The following is a 21,430-nucleotide window of genomic DNA, read 5'->3' as shown; positions in this document are numbered from 1 at the left end:
CATACGCTGAAAAACCATAAATATGAATCAGAAACGTTGGATTAAACATTTACCTCACTTATTAGGAGTGTTCATTATTGGTGTTTTGTTGATCAGTTGTTCTCAGACAAATGAATCTAAAGATACTCCTCCCAATGTCATCCTCATCTATGCGGATGATCTGGGTTATGGGGACCTGAGCTGCCAGGGCGCTACGAAAGTGCAAACACCAAACATCGACCAACTGGCAGCGCAGGGCCGAAGATTTACAGATGCCCACACCGTTTCTGCCGTTTGTACACCTTCCCGCTATGCATTGCTTACAGGAGAGTATCCCATCCGGGTGGATAGCTGGGGGCCATTGCCTACGCTTTCAAAGCTCATTATTGATACCGCTACACTCACCGTGGGTAAGCTTTTCCAGCAGAAAGGCTACTCCACGGCATGTCTGGGCAAGTGGCATTTAGGGTTTGGTAAGGATGAAAATGACTGGCAGGTACCTCTGACACCCGGACCCAATGAGGTGGGCTTTGACTACTACTGGGGCATACCTTTTGTGAATAGTGGCAGCCCTTACGTGTATGTCGAAAACAAAACAGTAGTTGGCCATGACCCTAATGATCCGCTGGTCTTTTTAGGAAGAAATTATCAGGGAGATCTGGAGCCTTCACCTACACCCACATTCCCTAAAGAAGCGTCCGTTAAAACAGAAAACTGGTTTGCCGGGGCGCACAAAGCCCATCAGATCTACGATGACGAAAAAACCGGAACTTATCTCACGGAGAAAGCCACGGAGTGGATTTCCAAAAACAAGGACAATCCATTCTTTCTGTATTTCGCCACTACCAATATTCACCATCCTTTTACTCCGGCACCACGCTTCAAAGGCACCAGCCAGGCCGGCCTTTATGGTGATTACATCCATGAGCTCGACTGGATGGTGGGAGAGATTGTAAAGTCTTTGGAAGCAAACGGACTGACAGAAAATACCATAATCATTTTTACCAGTGACAATGGAGGCATGCTCAATCTGGGCGGTCGCATAGCAGTGGAAAAAGGGCACAAAATCAACGGTGACTTGCTGGGCTTCAAGTTTGGTGTGTGGGAAGGTGGTCACCGGGTACCTTTCATCGTCAAGTGGCCGGGTAAAGTACCGGCAGGTACAGTATCTGACGAGCTGATTTCCAACATCGACATGCTGGCCACTTTTACGGCACTGACTGGTCAGGAGCAAGATTTGAGTTTATCAGCGAAAAATAGTGTCAACGTACTTCCCACCTTTTTGAGTGATGAAAAGAGTAAACGGGAAGAGTTGCTTTTGGCACCAAGAAAAGAGAAAAACCTGGGACTCAGACAAGGCAAGTGGATGTACATACCCGCTCAGGGAAGTGGCGGCTTTGGTGGGTCCAAGCCACACCATCATGCGTGGGGTGGCCCGGCCGGGGTGCAGTTGGTAAGTGGCACAAACAGCGATATCGAGGGTGGGAAGATCAAAGCGGATTCACCTCCTGCTCAGCTATACGACCTTGAGGCCGACCCCAATCAAACCCAGAATTTGTACAATGAATATCCGGATGTAGTGGCCCATATGGATGCACGTCTGAACGAAATGAGAACAAACCTGACTAAGAAATGAGATCACTATTTGAAAATGCGCTTTGGATGAACGGACAATCTAACATTATAACCTTTGCAAAGGTGAAGCATCCGCTTTTTGCGGTTTTGTTGGTATTTGCTATCACTGCCTGTTCGCAACCTGAACCAGTACAGATCAGCATCGAATCACTGCTCAACGAAATGGTTGATCGTGAGGCGATCACCCGGTTTCCCGAAAAAGACTTTCGGTTGAAGCAGGAGAGCAGCTACAATAGAGCCTCAAAGACTCCAGAGGATACCGTAGGCTGGTTTACCAACCATGATTTCAACAGTAAAGAAACGGATCAGAACTTTGTTCGTATCGAAGAGAAAAATGGAGCGAAGGAATGGGTACTAATGGACCATCAGGGGCCGGGAGCCATCGTGAGAACCTGGATGCCTTTCAATGGTCCTAAAAAGCCAGGAACCAATAGCGTGATTAAGTTTTACCTGGATGGTGCAGAGGAGCCTGCTCTGGAAGGCAACATGCTGGGACTTCTGGACGGTACAGGCTTGATTCCCTTTCCGTTTGCCCACCAGTCACTGCGCTCGGCTATTTCCTTTTTCCCCATTCCGTATGCCAAAAGCTGCAAAGTCACCGTCACCGAAAAGCCCTTTTTCTTCCAGTTTACTTACCGGGAATATGAGGAGGGGACAAAGGTAAAGACGTTCACAATGGAGGATTTTCAGGCGAAGGAAAAACAGATAGCTAGTGTTGGGGATATGTTGCTGGCTCCACAGAGCTACCAGGAGGGAGCACCTCAATCTTTAAAACAGCGGTTGACAACAGGCGATGAAGTCTCTATGTCCTTGCCTTCAGGATCGAAGGCAATTCGAAATTTGAAGCTCAAACTGGGCAGCTACCAGGATTCTACAGTGACCCGATCCGTGGTGCTCAAAATGGAATTTGATGGACAGCCAACCGTATGGTGCCCAATAGGTGATTTTTTCGGCAGTGGCATTGGGCTCAATCCTTTTCAGGGGTGGTACCGCACAGTCGCTGACGATGGCACCATGTCCTGCCGGTGGGTGATGCCCTATCAGGAATCAGCGAAGGTTTCTGTCGTAAACCTGGGTGAAGCGGCAGTAGAGATTGAACTAGAGGCAGAGGTCGCAGACTACACCTGGGACGAAAACAGCATGTACTTCAATGCCACCTGGAGAGGGGAGTACCCGGTAGCTACGCGTCCATTTTCAGACTGGAACTATGTTACGCTAAAGGGGCGTGGCGTCTATGTGGGGGATGCATTGACCATTTGGAACCCGGTAAAAAAATGGTGGGGTGAAGGCGATGAAAAAATATGGGTCGATGGTGAAGATTTCCCTTCCATATTTGGTACCGGTACGGAAGACTACTACGGATACTCCTGGGGTGGCATGAGTAATGATTTTTACGAGCATCCCTTCCATGCGCAGCCTGCCAGCAATGTTTACAATAAAAACAACCGTAAAACCGAAGCAGAATTTGGCGATCGCAACACTCAGCTGTACAGCACCGAAACACGCACAAGAGCATTGGATGTGATGCCATTTGGTAGCTCACTGCAGTTGGATATGGAAGTGTGGAGCTGGACCGATTGCCAAATGGAATATGGAGTGGGAGTATACTGGTACGGTGATGCCACTACCACTTCCAACAGAACGCCTGATCCGGAAGGATTGAAAGCACTGCTAAACACAGAGAAACAGACATTAGACTGATCACATGATGAAATACATTCAGAAATTAGAGAGCTTATGTGTTGCTTGCCTGATAGTAATTCTTTCAGCTTGTAACTCAAACCCTGAAAGTAAGGAAACGAATGCCATACCCCCTAACATCATTGTCATCTTTGCAGATGATCTGGGCTATGGCGACATAGGGTGCTATGGGGCAGAGGGTATCAAGACCCCTAATGTAGATGCATTGGCTACAGGAGGATTTCGAAGCACTGATTTCTTCATCCCGGCCAATGTTTGCAGTCCATCACGAGCTTCGCTGCTTACAGGCAGGTATCCCATGAGAAATGGCTATCCGATTGCCACCAAACCCCAGTTTTTCAAGTATAAGGACTATGGTTTAGCCGCTGAGGAGCTGACCATTCCGGAGCTGTTAAAACCTGCGGGTTATCGATCGCTTATGGTGGGGAAATGGCACCTCGGCATGAATGTGCCGGGTTCGCACCCCTTGGATGCTGGATTTGATGAGTGGCTGGGGATTCCAAGAAACTACGATCCCAAAGGTTGGGGTGATAACAATACCCTCTATCACAACAAAGAAGTCTTGCAGGAGAATGTAGCCTGTGAAATGCTGACATCAGCCTATACGGATAAAGTGGTTTCATTTATTGAAGAACAAAAAGAAAAGCCTTTCTTCATCTATGTATCCCACCATATCGTGCATAGTCCACTGTTGCCCAGCGAAGCGTTTAAGGGAACTTCTGATCGTGGTGCTTATGGCGATTTCGTGCAAGAGCTGGATTATAGCACTGGCCGCATCATGGAGGCCTTAAAGGCAAATGGCTTGGACAAAAACACCCTGGTGGTTTTTACCTCCGACAATGGCCCCACCTGGAAAGGCCAAACCGGAGGACTCAATGGTGGAAAATACTGCACCATGGAGGGTGGCCATCGCGTGCCGGGAATTTTTTATTGGCCAGGGCAAATACCCGGAGGGCAGGTTTCAAATACCCTCATTTCAAGTATGGATCTTTTGCCTACTTTTTGCAAACTGGCCGGAGCAGAGCTACCAAATGCCAGAACCATAGATGGCAAAGACATTTTTGATATCCTCAAAGGAGAGTCGGAGCAATCTCCACATGAGTTTACCTATTATTATAATGGGACCAATCTCCAGGCCGTTCGAAAAGGCAAATGGAAACTGCACCTGCCCAGAACGGTGGCAGATCAGCCTTTTTGGTCCAAATCTACCCACCCGAAAGTGGACAAGGGGTTCATTACTCTGGATGATTACGTGCTTTACAATTTGCAAGAAGATGTGGGCGAAACGACCAATGTAGCCGACCAAAATCCAGAAGTGGTTGCCATGCTAAAAACACAAGCTGAAGCCATTCGTGCAGAACTGGGTGATGTGAACGTAATCGGGACAGACCAACGCGTACCAAACCTGGAAGCACCTCAGGAGCGTGATCCTGCTGAATTAAAGAAATGATTTAACCATGAAATATGTCAGAATTGCTTTTTTAATCATTGTTTCTTTCGTAGTAAATGCGGGTTGTACGCCGAAAGAAGACCGCCCCAACATCGTCATCATCTTCACAGATGATCAGGGCTATGCAGACCTTGGTTGCTTTGGTGGCGATCACGTCTACACTCCCCACATAGACCAAATGGCAAAGGAAGGAGCTCGACTGACGAGTTTTTATGTAGCCGCACCCCTGTGTACTCCTTCACGAGCAGCGCTGATGACGGGGTGTTATCCCAGACGCGTCAGCATGGAGCCGCCCTCAAGCAGGGTGGTGGCTTTGCCCCATGTCCCGGAAGGCAAGCGTTTTCCAGTTTGTCTCGCAGCAGATGGCCATGGGCTGCATCCAGACGAAATTACCATCGCCGAGATTGCAAAATCTGCTGGTTACCGAACCGGGATGTTTGGGAAATGGCATTTGGGAGATCAACCGGAGTTTTTACCTACCCGCCAGGGGTTTGATGAATTCTTTGGGCTTCCTTATAGCCATGATATCATGCCCAGACACAAAAGACAGGAGTACTTCAATTTCCCTCCATTGCCGTTGCTGGAAGGCGAGGAAGTGATTGAATTGGATCCTGATGCGGATTACCTCACGCGAAGGATAACCGAACGAGCAGTACAGTTTATCGAGGAGCATCAAGACGAAAACTTTTTTTTGTACGTGCCACATCCTATACCTCATGGTCCGGTGGCGGCTTCCGCGGAAATCAAAAAAGCTTATGCTGAAGCCCTCGCCAATGGGGTAGAGGCCTCATCAAAAATATACGAGACGGCTATTCATGAGATTGACTGGTCGGTAGGTCAAATCCTTTCGGCTCTCAAAAAGCATGGCATTGATGAAAATACCATCGTGCTTTTCACCAGTGATAATGGAGCTGGCCGGCATAGAAAAAATTCGCTTCGTCCCTTATCAGGTGGCAAAGGAAGTACCCTGGAAGGTGGTATGCGTATGCCCACGGTGATTCGCTGGCCCAAGGGCATCAAGGCCGGAAGTGATACCGATGAACTGATCACCGCAATGGACTTGCTGCCCACTTTTGCAGGTCTCATGGGCGCTGAGGTGCCCAATGATCGGATCATCGACGGGAAGGATATTTTCCCAGTTCTCACGGCAGGGGAGTCAAGTCCTCACGAGTATTTTTTCTATTCGCATTGGGGAACACTGGAAGCCGTACGCTGGAAAGATTGGAAACTTAGAATAGTAAATGGCAAGGAAGCGCTGTACAACCTGAAATCGGATACTTCTGAAACGCAAAACCTTGCCGATCAGCATCCAGAAATTGTGACGCAGCTCAAAGCCGCCATGCAAAAATTTGACAAAGAAATCACTGCAAACGCACGACCTGTTGGGGTGGTGGATAGTCCCAGGCCTCTTACTTTAAAATAAAGATGAAGTTGAAATCGATCATAACATTTTGTTCTCTTTTTACTCTTTCGCAGCTGCTGTATGGCCAACAGTCAGAAAATTGGCCGGTCCTGAAAACCTATGACCGGGAGCACCTTGATCGGATTGCCATGCCGATTGGAGGGATTGGTACGGGTACGGTTTCTCTTACGGGGCGTGGTGCCATTGAGGACTGGGAGATCATGAGCCGCCCGGCCAAAGGGTATAATCCACAAATGGGTCTAGGTGTCTTGAAGCGTGCACCTTTTTTTGCGATATACTTCAAAGAGGAAAACAAAGCAGGACAGGCCCTGGCCATGGAAGGCCCGATACCTGTGCGTTATGACGAAGGCTATTATGGCTCCACAGCTGCCAATCACGGTTTGCCGAGATTCGATGAAGCAATTTTTGAGACCGCCTATCCTTTCGGACGGGTAAACCTAAAAGACGAGGAGGTTCCGGTAGCCGTTAGTGTGGAAGCGTTCAATCCGCTCATCCCGGGAAATGTGGACGATAGTAGCCTGCCCATCGCTATTCTTACTTACAAGGTCAAAAACGTGAGCAACAAGCCACTAACCATTTCATTGGTAGGAAACATTCCCAATTTTATTGGAGAAGATGGGGTAGAAGGAAAGGCGAAAAGCAATAGGAATATCTATCGAGAAGAAGACGGAATCAGAGGGATTCACTTTGTTTCGGATAGCGTAGATCAGAAGAGCATGCAGTGGGGCACCTTTAGCCTGACTACTGATGCTGAGGGGGAGTTTTCTTATCGCACGGACTGGAAGCCGGGAGAATGGGGTAACAGCACTGTGGAGTTTTGGGATGATTTTACCGATGATGGCATGCTCGGTGACCGAACATCGAATAGTGACCGGCCAATGGGCTCACTGGCCCTAAAAACCACCCTGGAAGCCAATGAAGAAAAAACGTTTCGCTTTTACCTGACCTGGCATTTCCCTAACCGTCCCAACTGGACCAATAAAGGAAACGTGGGCAACTACTACACGACCAGATTTGAAGACTCATGGGATGTGGCCCGTCAGGTGATTCCGAGACTTCCCGAATTGGAGCAGCAGACCACTTCTTTCGTCAATGCTTTTGTGAATAGTGACATTCCTCAGGTAGTCAAAGAAGCGGCACTGTTTAACCTGGCGCATTTGCGCACTCAGCTCTTTTTCAAAACGAAGTTTGGATACTATCATGGTTGGGAAGGAACCAGAGATGACCGGGGGAGTGGGACTGGTACCTGTACACACGTTTGGAACTACGAACAAACCGTTCCTTTCCTCTTCGGGGAAGTAGCTAAAAATATGCGCGAGGTAGAGTTTGGTTATGCACTGGATGACCGGGGCATGATGAACTACCGCATCGATTTGCCATTGGCTACCAAGGGAACCAGTTTTAAACTGGGTGCTGCTGATGGGCAGACCGGCAGTATTATGCAGTACTACAGAGAGTGGCAGCTTTCGGGTGATGATGATTTTCTGAAACAAAACTGGGGCAAAGTAAAACGGGCGCTGGAGTTTTGCTGGATCAAAAACGGCTGGGACCCGGACAAAGATGGTATCATGGAAGGTGCCCAGCACAACACCATGGACGTAGAGTACTACGGACCCAATCCACAGATGGGCTTTTGGTACCTCGGTGCGCTCAGAGCCTGTGAAGAGATGTCCCGCTACCTCGGAGACGAATCATTTGCCAATACTTGCCGGTCACTGTATGAAAGTGGGTCGGCATGGATGGATGAAAATTTGTTCAATGGAGAATATTACATCCAGCAAATCGTGCCTCCCATGTCGCTGGACAGTATCGCCGATGGACTGATTCGGGTGAAAAGAAGGCTGGTTCCAGATGATCCGCAGTATCAGCTCGGAGAAGGGGTGTTGGTAGATCAGCTGGTAGGGCAGGTGATGGCTCATATCCTTGATTTGGGCTATTTGGCTGAGGAATCTCACATAGCAAAGACCAACGAAGCTATTCTGAAGTACAACTACCGTGAAAGCTTGACAAAGCATCCAAATTTCATGCGCTCCTATGCCTATGGCGATGAATCAGCGCTACTCATGGCAGCTTACCCCAAAGAGCGACCGAAGCAGCCTTTCCCTTATTTTACGGAAGTAATGACCGGATTTGAGCATACCGCAGCGGTGGGTATGCTTTATGAAGACCAAACGGAAGCCGGACTCAAAACCATTTCGGATATTCGAGATCGCTATGATGGCCACAAGCGAAACCCATTTAATGAAGCAGAGTATGGGAATCACTACGCCCGCAGCATGATGGCATGGGGAGCCGTGCTGGCTACTACAAAATTCCATTATTCGGCCGTAGACAAGTCCATGTCGATTACTTCCGAGCCGGGCACGTACTTCTGGTCCAATGGCTATCAATTCGGAACAGTGAAAATAGCTGGAAAGGATTCCAAAAAAGAGGTTACGCTTTCCCTACTCAATGGCAAAATGAATCTGAAGTCCTTCGAACTGGACGGGTTTGGCACGGTGAGATTTAAAAAGGCAAAGGCCTTCAATCAGGATGAACCGGTGACTTTCACCATTAAAAAAGGATAAATGCTACCAACGAAGGTGAAGATCAATTATTTGCAGGTATTTACACTCAATGTTGTATTGCTTATCCTGAGTCTAGCATTCGTTTCGTGTGACTCCCCCCGTCACCCTAATATCATTTACATCATTTGTGATGACCTGGGCTATGGCGATGTGCATGCGCTGGCTCCTGAGACTTCCAGGATTTCTACGCCACACGCAGACCAGTTAGCCGGCGCTGGGATGGTTTTTACAGATGCACACTCCGGCTCATCCGTATGCACACCCACGCGTTATGGTGTGCTGACGGGTCGTTACAGCTGGCGAACCAGGCTACAGAGAGGCGTGGTGCAGGGCTATGCAGACAACCTGATCGCGCCCGAGAGAGCCACAGTGGCCAGTCACCTAAAGGAGCTCGGTTATCATACCGCAATCCTTGGCAAGTGGCACCTTAATTTTCAATACCAGGATCCTGAGACCGGCCAGTTTTTGGAAAAACCAAAAAGGAAACCGTTTAAAGCACCGGTTGGAACAGAGATACTGGATGGCCCTTTGACGCGTGGGTTTGATTATTACTATGGGTTTCACCATGCCGGGAGCATGCAAGAGGTGATCGAAAACACCCGGGTGATCAGCCATGAGCCGGAGATCAACATGCTCCCAACACTCACGCGGAAGTCAGTAGCTTATATCCACGAACGGGCTAAAGACAAAGACACGCCATTTTTCTTGTATTTGCCTTTGGGATCACCCCATACACCGATTGTGCCATCAGCTGCGTGGCAAGGCAAAAGCGGGTTGGGTAAGTACGGTGATTTTGTGATGGAAACGGATAACGTAATCGGTGAGGTGGTGAAGGCGCTGGAAGCCAACGGGCTGGATGAAAACACGCTGATCATTTTTACCAGTGACAATGGCTGCTCAAAAGCTGCCGGCATCCCGGAGCTGGCCCAGCAGGGCCATTTGGTCAGCGCACACATGCGCGGATCGAAGGCCGACCTTTGGGACGGTGGTCACAGAGTGCCTTTCATTGTGAGTTGGCCCGGAAAAGTGCAGGCTGGATCAGTGTCTGATGAATTGATTTGCCTTACCGATCTTTTTGCTACCGTGGCTGATATCACGCAGACGGAGCTTCCCGCCACCGGGGCTGAGGATAGTTTTAGTTTCTTGCCAGCGCTTTACGGAAAGCCAATTGAGTCGGAAAGGAAAGGTGTTATCCACCATTCGATCAGCGGGCATTTTGCGTATCGTCAGGGCAAGTGGAAACTCTTGTTGGCCAAAGGTTCGGGAGGGTGGACAGCACCTCGTGAGAAAGACATGCCAGAAGACGCGCCAGCAGCACAGCTTTACGACCTCTATGCTGATCCTGGAGAGACGAAAAACCTGTTTGAATCCAGGCCGGAAGTGGTAGACAAACTACTGAAGGACCTGAAGTCAGATATAGCCATGGGGCACACCAGGCGAGGCATTTTATCAGATAACGACTTAGAAGAAATCACACTTTGGAAGAGTGGAGCTCCGAACTAGAACTCCGAATGATGTTATTGCTCAACAAAAAGAGAAAAACCGAATTTACAATGAGAAAATACGTTCACTTCATCACCTTACTCACAGCATTCTTGCTTGCCTGTGAAGTAAAAAAAGAGCAGGCCTTACAAGCAAATGAAGTTGGGAACTTTGATCAAATTCCTTCGCTATTGGCGGTGAACGAGGTTTCCAGAGAAGGCATTTTTTCCATTAACAAGCAGGAATTTACTCCCGACTCTGTTGGGGTGATCGCGACAATTCCCATTAAGCTTCCCGCTTACGAAAAAGGGATGTACTACCGTCCGTTTTCTGATCGAGTGGCCTCTGGCAATCGAATGGAGGCGCTGTGGTTTAGCAGCCCTGCGGAGCTACAAAACTATGAGCTCAAGAGGCCTCGTGAGGATGACAATATGCAGTTCGGGGCGTTTATGCTACTGAGAAAAACCAATGGTCAGTTTTTGGCAGTGATGCCGCTGGTATCTAAGGAGGTGGGCAACACCTTTTCGGTGAAGGATAGCGCTTTTTACCTTCAAACGGCTACTTACGGGACAGATACGGTGGATATCGAAATCCCGCTTTTGGCGTATGCCGAAGATGAAAGTCCCTATGCAGCGACACGTCGGGTATGGGAGCTGGCCAAAAGTCATCCCGTTTTGGCAGGTCAGATCAACTGGCGAAGTGACAAAACTTTCCCGGAACCTTTCCAATACCTGGGCTGGTGCTCATGGGAGCATTTTAGACAAAAAATCAATGAGGACATCATTGCCAACTCCATTAAAGATATTCAGCAAAGTGATTTGCCCATCCGCTGGGTGATGGTGGACGATGGCTATCTACATCAGCATAAAGGGCAGCTGCTTTCTTTCGGTGTGGATGAAAAGAAATTTCCCAATGGCTGGGGGCCGATCACCCAACTGAAAGATGACAAAGTGAAATGGCTCGGTATCTGGAGGAATTTCAATGGCTACATGGGCGGAATATCTCCCGATCATACCATGACCGAGCTGGCACCTCAGCTGGAAGAGAGTATGTGGCAGTCACGGAAAAGATCTCTACTCACCACTAAAGTATCACAAGCTGCTTCGGATCAGTTTTATGAAAAAATGATCAATGATACTTATGACAATGGCTTTGATATCATCAAGGTGGATTTTCAGTCGGACAACTGGCGATACAACAGCGGAAAATCCAATGCCATAAGAGCGGTATATCAAAACCAAAAAGCACTAGAGGAGCAGGTAAAGGCGAAGGGCCTCCACATGATCAATTGCATAGCCATGCAAAATTTCAACGTTTTTCATCAGACCTACTCTTCGGTGATTCGCTCGAGTGTAGATTATAAAAACGACCTGGATCGGGTAGACCTTACCCTTGCGCAAAATTTCACCAATGCGCTTTGGCTGGGGCATGTGCACTGGACCGATCAGGACATGTTTCATACCAGTTTTAAGGAAACGGCCCGACTCATGGCAGTGGCGCGGGCTGTATCGGGTGGGCCTGTGTACCTCTCTGACGAAACCAAAAACATCGATGATACTTACCTGAAACCATTGATGTATGAAGATGGTAGGCTTTTAGGCACACTTGCCCCGGCAGTACCGCTACCGGAAACGCTGATGCAGGATCCTTATACAGGAGGTGAGGCTTTTCGGGTTATTGCCCCGCTGAAAAATCAGTCGGCAGTTATCCTGGCTTTTAACCTCAATCGCGATACAGAAGTGCAAGCCAGCTTTATGGTTGAGGACTACACCCATGCCTCAGGCATGCTTCAGCCCTATGAAGGGAAATGGGAGATTCCAGCCGAAGGTTTGCTGCTATATGACTACTTCGAGCAAAAAGCTCAAATGCTCAATGGTGAATATACTTTCAGCCTGGGCACCCGACAAGAAAAACTGGTGCAGCTGAGCCCTATACAAAAAGGATGGTCCATCATCGGGCGGGCAGACAAATACCTGGGAGCCAGTAGCTATACACTACAAAGCATCTCAGCGGACCGTGTAGTGATCGATGTAGAAGAAGCAGGCCCGGTGCTGATCTGGGCGAAGGACAAAGTGCCTGTATCTGAGCAGCTGACCTTTGAGGCGGTGGGTAACGGACTTTGGAAAGGCACTCCTTTGGACACAGTAGATGCATTGCGCTATACCATTACCCAATAGATTATAATTTTAGAAAATACTCCAATGATGAAACAAACGATAAGTTACGTGATCTTGCTCGCTCTGGCATTCACATCGCTGGGCCAGGAGCTTGAAGTGGCATCTATTTTTACCGATCACATGGTCTTGCAGCGAGAAAAGGAAGTTCCTGTTTGGGGCAAATCAGCCCCTCGAGAGAAGGTAACGGTTTCTTTTGCAGGACAAACGCTAAAGACCAAAGCTGGAAAAGACGGTAGATGGATGGTTCGGTTGAGCCCTATGAAAGCATCCCTGGAAGGCAGGGATTTGGTGGTCTCAGGCAGGCAGGAAGTGGTCATTTCTGATGTATTGGTGGGAGAGGTTTGGATCTGTTCCGGGCAGTCCAATATGCAGTTTAATGCGAATAAGTCTCCCGAAGTGCGAGGGTTGATTCCCTACGCCCAGAACATCCGGACTTTTGAGGTGACTCGTACGGTTGGTCTCCAGGAGCAGGAAAAAGTGATCGGGCAGTGGCAGGAGATTCATCCATCGAGTGCAGTGGCCTTTTCGTTTGCTTATTTCCTTCAGGAGTTGGCGGAGGTGCCCGTGGGCATCGTTCTTACTGCCTGGGGAAGTTCGTCTATAGAGGCGTGGATGCCACGCAGCATGACCGGGGAGGTTCCGCACTTTAAGACCATTATGGAGGAGTTTGATGCAGACACGGCTACAGCCAAAAGGGTGCAGGAAATCGTTGCCAAAGGCAAAAGCCGTACGGGCAAGGAAGATGTGTTTTTACGCCGCCAGCCCAATATTCTGTACAATGCCATGATGCATCCACTGATTCCATTTGCCAACAGGGGGCTGGTTTGGTGTCAGGGCGAGCGCAACACCCGCTATCTGTCGGGGATGCCGGAGGTAGATGAAAAAAACTGGTTTCACCGCGTGTGTGGCATGGAAGAGTATGGAGATGTGCTCAAAAAATGGGTGCAAACCTACCGTCAGCGATGGGCTGATGAGCAAATGCATTTTCTGGTGGTGATGCTGCCTGGCTTTGGGAAAGGAACAGAAGCGAAAAAGGAGATCGATCCAGAGAGTCCTACCGAGCCATCGTGGGCCTGGATGAGGGAGTCTCAAAGCAAAGTGCTGGAGCTGCCCAACACTTCATTGATCAATACCATTGACCTGGGTGAAGCGCTAGATATTCACCCGGCTGATAAATTGCCGATTGGGCAGCGTGGGGCATTGCTGGCAGCCAAACGCGCGCTTAACCTGAAAGTGCCGGCTGATGGGCCGGTGATGCAAAAAGTAGAACAGCGTGAAGGGCAATTGGTCGTTTATTTTGATGATGCCAATAGGCTGAAAACAACCAATGGAAGAAAACCTTCTGGTTTTTGGATAGCTGATGAAAGTAAGAACTGGGTAGAGGCCCAGGCAAAAATTGAAGGAAATCGTGTGGTCTTATCTGCTACTGAAATAGGCTCGCCTAAGTATGTAAGGTATGCCTTTGCAGGTAAGCCGAAGGTTAACCTGGTCAATGAATACGGACTTCCGGTATATCCTTTTCGGACAGATGATGGGGAGTGGGGACAGTAACTCCAGGTGGAGAGGGAAGGTAGAATAAAGTGTCTCATGGTGTAATTAGTCACCATGAGACGAGCTTGTTACTTATTCTGATTTTACAAAGACAAACTTAAACTCACCAAGACCCGCTACACGGCTGTCGGCTTGCTTGGTAGAAAAAGCAACAGTGATTTGCGTTAGCGCATCATTGATCTGAATAGAAGGGTTGCCACTTAGCTCAAGATCAGCAGACTCCAGGGCCACCGCCAGATCAGCCAGTGCTCCAGCCTCAGAAACCGTATAAGTGCCGCCGCTCACATAACTGGTAATGCTTCCAGATAAGGTGAAACCAGTCTCACTAATGTTTACCGTCAGGTCGGAACCATCCAGTCCGGTATTGGCAAATACAGACTGAGATGCGTCCAACGTCCATGTACCTTGTAGCGCTTCAATAGTCAACTCCTGTGCAGTTTTTGGGTCATCGCTGCTGCTGCCGCAGCTGGCGAAAAACAATGAAAGGAGTAGGCAAAGGCTAAGGGTATAAATTCTGTTTTTTAGCATACTAGTTAAGGTTTTATGAATAAAGGATTATACATCAAAAGTATGCGGTTGGTGGACATAGGTAGGGTGGATGGTGTTTTATTGAAAGGGGAGGGATTGTTCAAACCTGTCAGAAAGGCCATTGCAGGTGGGTTTTCAAGAATAAACACCCTGCTTGTTTGTGTGAGTTCGCACCTAACTATAAATTAGCCACACTTTTTCCAGTTTCATTTTTAAGATTCAAATTCCGCATAACCCCATGAGTCGATATGTATTGCTTGTTGTTTTTGCATGTCTAACGGTACTGGCCGAGGCGCAAAAGCGTGGCTTCATTGCCACGGATACCTCTTTAGTGTCTGGAGTAAAACTGGTGGCAGGAACCGATAGTGAAAACGCTCATTATATAACCAGAATCAAGCAGGGAAGGCCTGTGACTTACCTGCCGCATCAGCTTACGCAGTATGGGCTCAAGGATGGTACCGTCTATGTATCCAGGGAAATAGAGCTAAGAGGTGAAATCAGGCCTGTTTTCTTAGAACGGCTTACACACGGCGGACTGACCTTGTATAGCTATCAGGAGCCAGGGAGTCGAAAGTTTTACCTTAGTTCTGATAGCTCTGAACTGGTAATGCTAACAGAAGACAATTACAGGCAATTACTAATGGACTATACTGCAGATTTTGATTGGGCGTATGGCCAACACGAACTGGTAGCTTTTCGCACCAAATCCATGGAGCAGCTGCTGGACATGTACAACGATGGTGAAAATCGCCGGTTAAATTTCCCCCGAATGGGAGTAACTGCAGGTTTCGCACAATCCAGCCATTCGGTATCCTTCAATATGGCCACCAGTCAGCTTTCCAATAGTCAGCTAAAAAACCTTGTTTTCGACCCTGCTCAGGGTGTTGTTTTTGGTGCGTTTGCAGACATGCCTATACGAAACGCTTATTCTTTCTACACGGGCTTATTTTTCTCAAAAGCTGAAGTGGAGGCTTCAGCAGTGACCGGGCAGTATGATTTGTCTATGAAGATGACTCATACGACAGTGGAGCTACCTGTACTGTTGCGCTATACGTTACAGACCAACAATTGGAGACCGTTTCTCAATTTTGGAGGCGCTGTTGCTTATCACCTCGCAAATGAAACTTACCTAAAGGAAGTCTCCCCCAGTGGGAGTGTGCATGAGTCAGACGTAGCTCATGTGGCGAATTTGATGGCGGGAGCATCCATGGGGATCGGTGTACAGCGCTATGTGTCGGTACGCAACCTGATCTCTGCAGAGGTTCGGTTTACCAAATACCCTGGCAGCCAAAGCTATTTTGGAAAGAACCAGTTGGCAGTGTTGCTGAGCTATTCGTTTTGAGAAGGTATTGAGTTTATTATTTATCCCCTGAAGCAAATGACTTGAGCTCTTCGGCTCCCCACTCGTCCATTTGTCTGAGTATGTGTTCAAGCGATTTCCCTCGATTGGTAAGCATGTACTCTACCCGTGGAGGTACTTCTGCAAAAACGGTACGCTCCACCAGTCCATCACGCTCCAGTTCGCGGATGTTTTGGGTGAACATTTTATTGGAAATACCACTGATTGATTGCTGCAATTCCCCTGCTCTCAGTGGCCCACTCAGTAGGTGAAACAACAGCAAGGGTTTCCATTTGCTTCCAATCAGCTCCATCGTGTAATGCAGTGGACAAATAAATTTTTCTTTCATTTTTTTAGCATGCTGTTGTTGCTGACAATCATCAATTAACACCTTTTGGTAACCATGTAACATACGGGTAGGGTACTATCTTTTTGGCTTTGGCTACCGTATAGGTGGTAAAATCAAATAAACTAAAGACGATGAACAAGCAATATCCAAAATCATTTTCACATATCGGAATTACCGTTCCTGATATACAAAAAGCCGTAGCATTTTATACAGAAACAATGGGGTGGTACCTCATTATGGAGCCTAATGAGGTGAAAAAGGAACGGGAGACAGCCATCGGACAAATGTGTATTGATGTATTCGGAGAAAATTGGGAAACTTTTGAGATAGCACATCTAGCTACATCTGATGGTATAGGTGTAGAACTTTTTTCATTTCCAGAAACACCCAAAGAGACCCCGGCATTCAATCCATTTCAGACGGGCTTGTTTCATTTCTGCGTGCAAGATCCGGATATCGAAGGGTTGACAGAGCGCATTGTGAAGGCTGGTGGTAAGCAGCGCATGCCTATCAGGGAATATTACCCTGGGGAAAAACCGTTTAAAATGGTTTATGTAGAAGACCCTTTCGGAATCGTCTTTGAAATCTATACCCATAGCTACGAGCTGACTTATTCGTCCGGTGCCTATCAGCATCAATAGTGCACGCCACGCTTAGCATCTGGCTGCAACAGGTGAAATGAGTAAATTAAGGGTGGAGTAAAGTGTGACTTATAAAGATTTTAAAGCCATGAAAGCTGAAATCAAGGCGTATAGCGATGTAGATTATGAGCCGCTAAAGGAGCTGTTTAGGTCTGAAGGTGACGAATGGAAAGACTACCTGAAGCCGGGTTATCAGCAGGCTCTGGCGGGATCATCCACCTATGTGGCGTATTGTCAGGGTGCATGTGGTGGATACGTAAGGGCCATTTTGGATCATGGCATCTACGTATGGGTTATAGACTTGCTGGTGGCTCCTCGTTTTAGAGGCCATGGCATTGGACGGCAGTTGCTGGAACATGTCCATTTGAGCTTTCCAGAGACGGACGTTTATGTGCTCTCAGATGTGGACACTTACTATGAAAAACTAGGCTACGTGCGAGAGGGGTCTGTTTATAAGGTGGGATAGGCGATTCTAAAGTGCTATGTTTGATTTTCATTTGAATAGCAGACTATGAAACCAGACCTGGTCATTGGAGTGAAAGATGTGCGTGCTAGTGCTATGTGGTACGAGCAGGTTTTTCAGTGGAAGGCTCGCCATGGAGGTGAAGAATTTGAGGTGCTTACCCAACAAGGTAGTGAGGTGATGCTCTGCTTGCACAAATGGGGAACGCATGAGCACCCGACCCTACGAGCACCATCAGATACTCCTGGAAACGGGCTGATTCTTTATTTTCGGACACCGCAGATGCATGCAATTCGTGCGAGAATGGAAAAACTGGGGTTCCCTGTAGTTGAGGAGGTGCATTTGAATCCAAACTCTGGAATAGAAGAGTTTTCATTTCGAGATCCGGATGGTTATTACATTACTGCTTCAGCAGATCACACTTTTGGTCTAGCCTGATTTATGAGCATCCGGTCACCTATTGCGAACTGCTAAAGCTTCATTGAGGATTTGGGCGAGGGAATCCACCGGGAGGTCTTCAGTCGGGTTGATGTTGAATATCTTCATGCGAGCGCGGTTTCCACGCTCCAGGAGGGGATGATTGAGCTGCTGACCATCTACCAATAGTAGGTACGGCTGTTGAGTTTTCTTGTCGTGCCACAAGTAGCACCAGGCTTTTTGTCTTAGGCAAAAACAAGGCATGCCGTATTTGGTGCATTCGCTGATTTCGTGGTGAAAATTTAAGAGTAGTTGGCGTAGGGCCAAAAAGCAGCTTTGATTTGGTTCAGGTTGAGCAAGATAAAAAGCAGAGGGATCTTTCGGCGACATACCGCAAAGGTATCACATAAAAAGAGGGTGCTGTCATCACCGCTGATTACTTCAGGACAGCACCCTCTCTAACTTATTTGGAACTATTGTTTAAGTATTCGGAACGAAGCTTTTTTCACTCCCTGCTGTAGGTGTATCAAATACATTCCTGACTTTAAATGGTCGGTGGTAATATTGACGCCATCCTGGCTGGGAGTTATTGATTTACTGTAGGCCAATTTGCCATCCATGCTATAAATACGCAAGAGTGCTGGTTTAGTATTTTCTCCCGCTATTTGGATGTTTAGCTGCTCCGCAAAGGGATTAGGGAAAGCATTAATGCTTAGCGCCTGAGGCTCGAGAGACTCAGTCTCCAGCCGTCCCATCCACTCAATACTCGAACCGCTCGTACGGCTGCCACTTCCATTGGCCGTTACTTCTACATTGTCGATGTATACATCGTCAGCATTTCCTGATGCATCGCACCTGAAGCGCACCTTCATGTTGGAAGCAAAGTTCACAATAGAAGGATCTACCGTTACGCTCACCGTATAGAAGTTGTTGTTTTGAAAGTCAGTGCCGCGTGCCCAGGAGCCCACAGTGGTATAACTGGAGCCGTCATAGAGCTGCAGCCAAAAATCTTCCCCGTTTTCCATAGATCGTGGGTAGAAGGCAAAGTCTACAGTGAGCGAAGAATAGCTGCTGATATCCACACTGTTAGTGTAGGTCATTACAGACGATGAGCTGTTGTCCTGAATGTTGATAGCGGCATCCCCACCGTAAGCGTAGTTGCCTCCGGTATACCTGGAAGCATCGCTACCACCATCAGAGAAGCTGCCCCAGCCATTTTCAAAATCATCATAGCTGATCTGGATGCTGCCACCCGTAGATACAAAGTGTGCCGTTACGGATTTGTTGGCATCCATCACCACCGAAGTAGTAGCCGATGTGCCGCTGGCATCACCGCTCCAGTGATCAAACTGGTAACCCGACGCGGGATTGGCAGTAAGAGATACTGTGGTGCCCGGCGAGTAGGTGCCTCCTCCGGGGTTGAGGCTGATGGTGCCATTGCCTACCGTGCTGGTAGTCAGCGTGTAGTCTGAAGGTGAGGAGGGAGTGCCCGTGTGCAGCTCATCAAAATGAGCGGTGGCTTCTCCATCGTCCTGCAGATATACGCCTGCCTTCCAGTAGCTGGGGAAATCCCAAAAGGAAACGTCCATGTTCACTTTTTCTACACCTTCATAATCGATGATCATGCGGCCGTTTTCCAACTTTACATGGCAAGTAAAATATCCACCCGGGTCGGCACCCAGATCGATGTGGGTGGTGTTAGACCCTCCATTGTCAGTTTTAATTGCCGCCCAGATGTGGTTGGTGGGTGACTTGGCGTTGTGCTTGTAGATCCGTAGCAGTGGCTTGTTTGGGCCACTCCCTGCATTGGCATCATCGTGAATCTGCATCACCGTCACCTGATCACAGGTTTGCTGCACAATGTCGATTTTGCCGAACAGCGACTGATCAGCCTGGGTAAGGTCCCAATTGCGTAGATCACGAAGTTCTGTGCGCTGCTTGGAGCCAGACTGGTTAAAGGCTACCTTATCACCATTGACTACATAAAACCAGCTGGATGTGTAGCCGGCTTTCAGCTCTGAGTTGGTGGCTTCTGTAGAACTCGTAGGAGCTTGAAGTTTGCACTCCCCTATAAAATCCTGAAACCTCGGGATGTCATAAGGTGCATTGTAGGTCTGCGCCTGACTTATAAAGCTGCAGCAGATCAGTAGAGTCAGTCCAAAGAAAAGGGATGACAAGTAATGCCAGCTCTTACGTGAGACAGTACTGCGGATCGTGGTTGGATTGTTCTTCATAGTTATTAGTTTAGGTAAAATTGATACTTAAGATTAGCTGGTTGTTTAGGTCTCGATTCCTTTACTTTTTCAGAATTCGATGCGCTAGTTGGTTGTCACCAATAGAGGTTTTTAGGAAATAGACACCTTGCTGCAAGTCACTCAGGTCGATGGTGATGGTGTGAGTTCCTTTATGCAGCGTTTCGGGCTTCAGATCACGAATCACTTTTCCATCCAGAGACAGGAGTTGTCCGCTGAAAGCAGCAACCTCAGAGACATTCATTTCCAGTGCAATGAACTGGGTGGCCGGATTAGGGAAGACGCTCAAAGTAGTTGAGACTTCATCAGGTGTAATGGTCATGATTTTGGAGCTGCTCCCTACTGAAGTGAAGGACCATTGCATAGAGGAGTTGCCGTTGTAAGTATATTGTACCACCTTTTCTCCATCATCGGTTTTTCCATCCAATACACCTAGCGCTTTGAAACTGTTTTGATTGACAATTTTGTAGTTTCCATTGCTCAGTGCGACAATGTCCCATTTTTGGTTATTGGACGAGTTGCTGGAGCTTTGCACAGCCTCCATGCCTTCATCGTTTTTACCATCCTTTATTTGTAAATATTTATTACTGTGAAGGGCCTTGAGCTTAAACAGTCCACTGCCGGCATCTACCAGTTCCCATTTTTGATGATTGGCTCCGGTGTAGTGATTCTGGACAGCCTCAGCATCGTTATCAGTTTTAGCATCTACGATTTCCATGGATTGACCACTGTGGCTAGCTGTGATTTGATAGATAGTACCAGCCTGTAGTCCTGATGCAGGTGCCGCTACCGTGACAGACACTACCGCTGAGGTGCCCGTAGCGCCCTGGTCATCAGTGGCTACTGTGGTGAGGTCGTAGTTTCCAGCAGCTACACTGTTCCAGGTAAATGAATAAGGAGCTGTAAGGTCCTCGCCCAGCTTGGTGGCCCCCTGGAAGAACTCCACTTTGCTTACGGTACCATCAGAGTCTGAAGCATCTGCGGAGATCGAGATGTTGTCACCTTCATTAAAGCTTGCTCCATTGGCAGGTGCAGTGATGGAAGTTGTAGGGTTGGCATTTGATGTGCTATTTACGGTTATAGACACTACCACTGAGGTGCCCGTAGCGCCCTGGTCATCGGTGGCTACTGTGGTGAGGTCGTAGCTTCCAGCCGCCACATTGTTCCAGGCAAATGAATAAGGAGCTGTAAGGTCCTCGCCCAGCTTGGTGGCCCCCTGGAAGAACTCCACTTTGCTTAAAGTGCCATCAGTGTCTGTAGCATCTGCGGAGATCGTAATGTTGTCACCTTCATTGAAACTTGCTCCATTGGCAGGTGCAGTGATGGAAGTTGTAGGGTTGGCATTTGATGTGCTATTTACGGTTATTGACACTACCGCTGAGGTGCCCGTAGCGCCCTGGTCATCGGTGGCTACTGTGGTGAGGTCGTAGCTTCCAGCCGCCACATTGTTCCAGGCAAATGAATAAGGAGCTGTCA

General features: G+C 48.1%; 17 protein-coding genes. 12 read left to right on the top strand and 5 right to left on the bottom strand.

All coding sequences use genetic code 11. From position 1 onward, the window contains the following. Window positions 1–22 precede the first annotated feature (22 nt). Genes C7460_RS08535 through C7460_RS08500 form a run of 8 tightly spaced genes read left to right on the top strand, consistent with a single transcriptional unit; the run spans window position 23 to window position 13,965 of the window. On the top strand, window positions 23–1,615 hold the full coding sequence (locus C7460_RS08535) for a sulfatase-like hydrolase/transferase (RefSeq protein ID WP_115867673.1): 1,593 nt from the start codon (window positions 23–25) through the stop codon (window positions 1,613–1,615). Further along, window positions 1,612–3,315, top strand: coding sequence for a glycoside hydrolase family 172 protein (locus C7460_RS08530; RefSeq protein WP_245986262.1), 1,704 nt, complete (start codon window positions 1,612–1,614; stop codon window positions 3,313–3,315). The genes C7460_RS08535 and C7460_RS08530 overlap by 4 nt, the downstream gene beginning before the upstream one ends. Before the next feature lie 4 nt (window positions 3,316–3,319). Then, complete coding sequence (locus C7460_RS08525) at window positions 3,320–4,765, top strand: sulfatase family protein (protein ID WP_245986260.1); 1,446 nt, start codon at window positions 3,320–3,322, stop codon at window positions 4,763–4,765. Window positions 4,766–4,772: 7 nt separating this feature from the next. Beyond that, window positions 4,773–6,188: a sulfatase family protein gene (locus tag C7460_RS08520; protein ID WP_115867671.1), complete on the top strand. Its 1,416-nt coding sequence runs from the start codon at window positions 4,773–4,775 to the stop codon at window positions 6,186–6,188. A gap of 8 nt (window positions 6,189–6,196) precedes the next feature. Next, window positions 6,197–8,755: a GH116 family glycosyl-hydrolase gene (locus C7460_RS08515; protein ID WP_245986257.1), complete on the top strand. Its 2,559-nt coding sequence runs from the start codon at window positions 6,197–6,199 to the stop codon at window positions 8,753–8,755. After that, complete coding sequence (locus C7460_RS08510) at window positions 8,756–10,258, top strand: sulfatase family protein (protein WP_115867669.1); 1,503 nt, start codon at window positions 8,756–8,758, stop codon at window positions 10,256–10,258. A 50-nt stretch (window positions 10,259–10,308) separates the two neighbouring features. Continuing rightward, entirely contained in the window at window positions 10,309–12,414 is a 2,106-nt protein-coding gene (locus tag C7460_RS08505; protein ID WP_170147941.1) for a Sip1-related alpha-galactosidase, read from the top strand. A gap of 24 nt (window positions 12,415–12,438) precedes the next feature. Next, window positions 12,439–13,965 (top strand): sialate O-acetylesterase, encoded by a 1,527-nt coding sequence (locus C7460_RS08500; RefSeq protein ID WP_245986254.1) that lies wholly within the window; start codon window positions 12,439–12,441, stop codon window positions 13,963–13,965. A gap of 72 nt (window positions 13,966–14,037) precedes the next feature. Here the strand turns inward: C7460_RS08500 and C7460_RS08495 are convergent, their stop codons facing one another. Beyond that, window positions 14,038–14,493 carry a hypothetical protein gene (locus C7460_RS08495; RefSeq protein ID WP_115867666.1) on the bottom strand — a complete coding sequence of 152 codons (456 nt, stop codon included), beginning with the start codon at window positions 14,491–14,493 and terminating at the stop codon, window positions 14,038–14,040. A 238-nt stretch (window positions 14,494–14,731) separates the two neighbouring features. On the opposite strand from C7460_RS08495, the gene C7460_RS08490 reads away from it, so the two are divergent. After that, entirely contained in the window at window positions 14,732–15,835 is a 1,104-nt protein-coding gene (locus C7460_RS08490; RefSeq protein ID WP_115867665.1) for a porin family protein, read from the top strand. Between the two features lie 16 nt (window positions 15,836–15,851). On the opposite strand, the gene C7460_RS08485 is transcribed toward C7460_RS08490, so the two are convergent. Next, the gene (locus C7460_RS08485; RefSeq protein ID WP_115867664.1) at window positions 15,852–16,181 is read right to left on the bottom strand and encodes a winged helix-turn-helix transcriptional regulator; all 330 of its coding nucleotides are present in this window, start codon (window positions 16,179–16,181) and stop codon (window positions 15,852–15,854) included. Window positions 16,182–16,312: 131 nt separating this feature from the next. On the opposite strand from C7460_RS08485, the gene C7460_RS08480 reads away from it, so the two are divergent. From C7460_RS08480 to C7460_RS08470, 3 genes are all read left to right on the top strand, one after another. After that, on the top strand, window positions 16,313–16,822 hold the full coding sequence (locus tag C7460_RS08480; RefSeq protein WP_115867740.1) for a lactoylglutathione lyase family protein: 510 nt from the start codon (window positions 16,313–16,315) through the stop codon (window positions 16,820–16,822). 88 nt (window positions 16,823–16,910) lie between these two features. Beyond that, window positions 16,911–17,288, top strand: coding sequence for a GNAT family N-acetyltransferase (locus tag C7460_RS08475; protein ID WP_115867663.1), 378 nt, complete (start codon window positions 16,911–16,913; stop codon window positions 17,286–17,288). Window positions 17,289–17,333: 45 nt separating this feature from the next. Continuing rightward, entirely contained in the window at window positions 17,334–17,723 is a 390-nt protein-coding gene (locus C7460_RS08470; protein ID WP_115867662.1) for a VOC family protein, read from the top strand. Window positions 17,724–17,738: 15 nt separating this feature from the next. Here the strand turns inward: C7460_RS08470 and C7460_RS08465 are convergent, their stop codons facing one another. The 3 genes from C7460_RS08465 to C7460_RS23715 all read right to left on the bottom strand — a co-directional run. Then, the gene (locus C7460_RS08465; RefSeq protein WP_115867661.1) at window positions 17,739–18,092 is read right to left on the bottom strand and encodes a DUF1801 domain-containing protein; all 354 of its coding nucleotides are present in this window, start codon (window positions 18,090–18,092) and stop codon (window positions 17,739–17,741) included. Window positions 18,093–18,175: 83 nt separating this feature from the next. Beyond that, on the bottom strand, window positions 18,176–19,936 hold the full coding sequence (locus tag C7460_RS08460) for a polysaccharide lyase family 7 protein (protein ID WP_115867660.1): 1,761 nt from the start codon (window positions 19,934–19,936) through the stop codon (window positions 18,176–18,178). A gap of 61 nt (window positions 19,937–19,997) precedes the next feature. Then, a partial coding sequence (locus C7460_RS23715; protein WP_115867659.1) for an Ig-like domain-containing protein occupies window positions 19,998–21,430 on the bottom strand: 1,433 nt, incomplete at its 5' end.

The organism is Marinoscillum furvescens DSM 4134 (assembly GCF_003386095.1).
Taxonomy (GTDB): domain Bacteria; phylum Bacteroidota; class Bacteroidia; order Cytophagales; family Cyclobacteriaceae; genus Marinoscillum; species Marinoscillum furvescens.
This window is presented reverse-complemented; position numbering and strand designations above follow the sequence as displayed.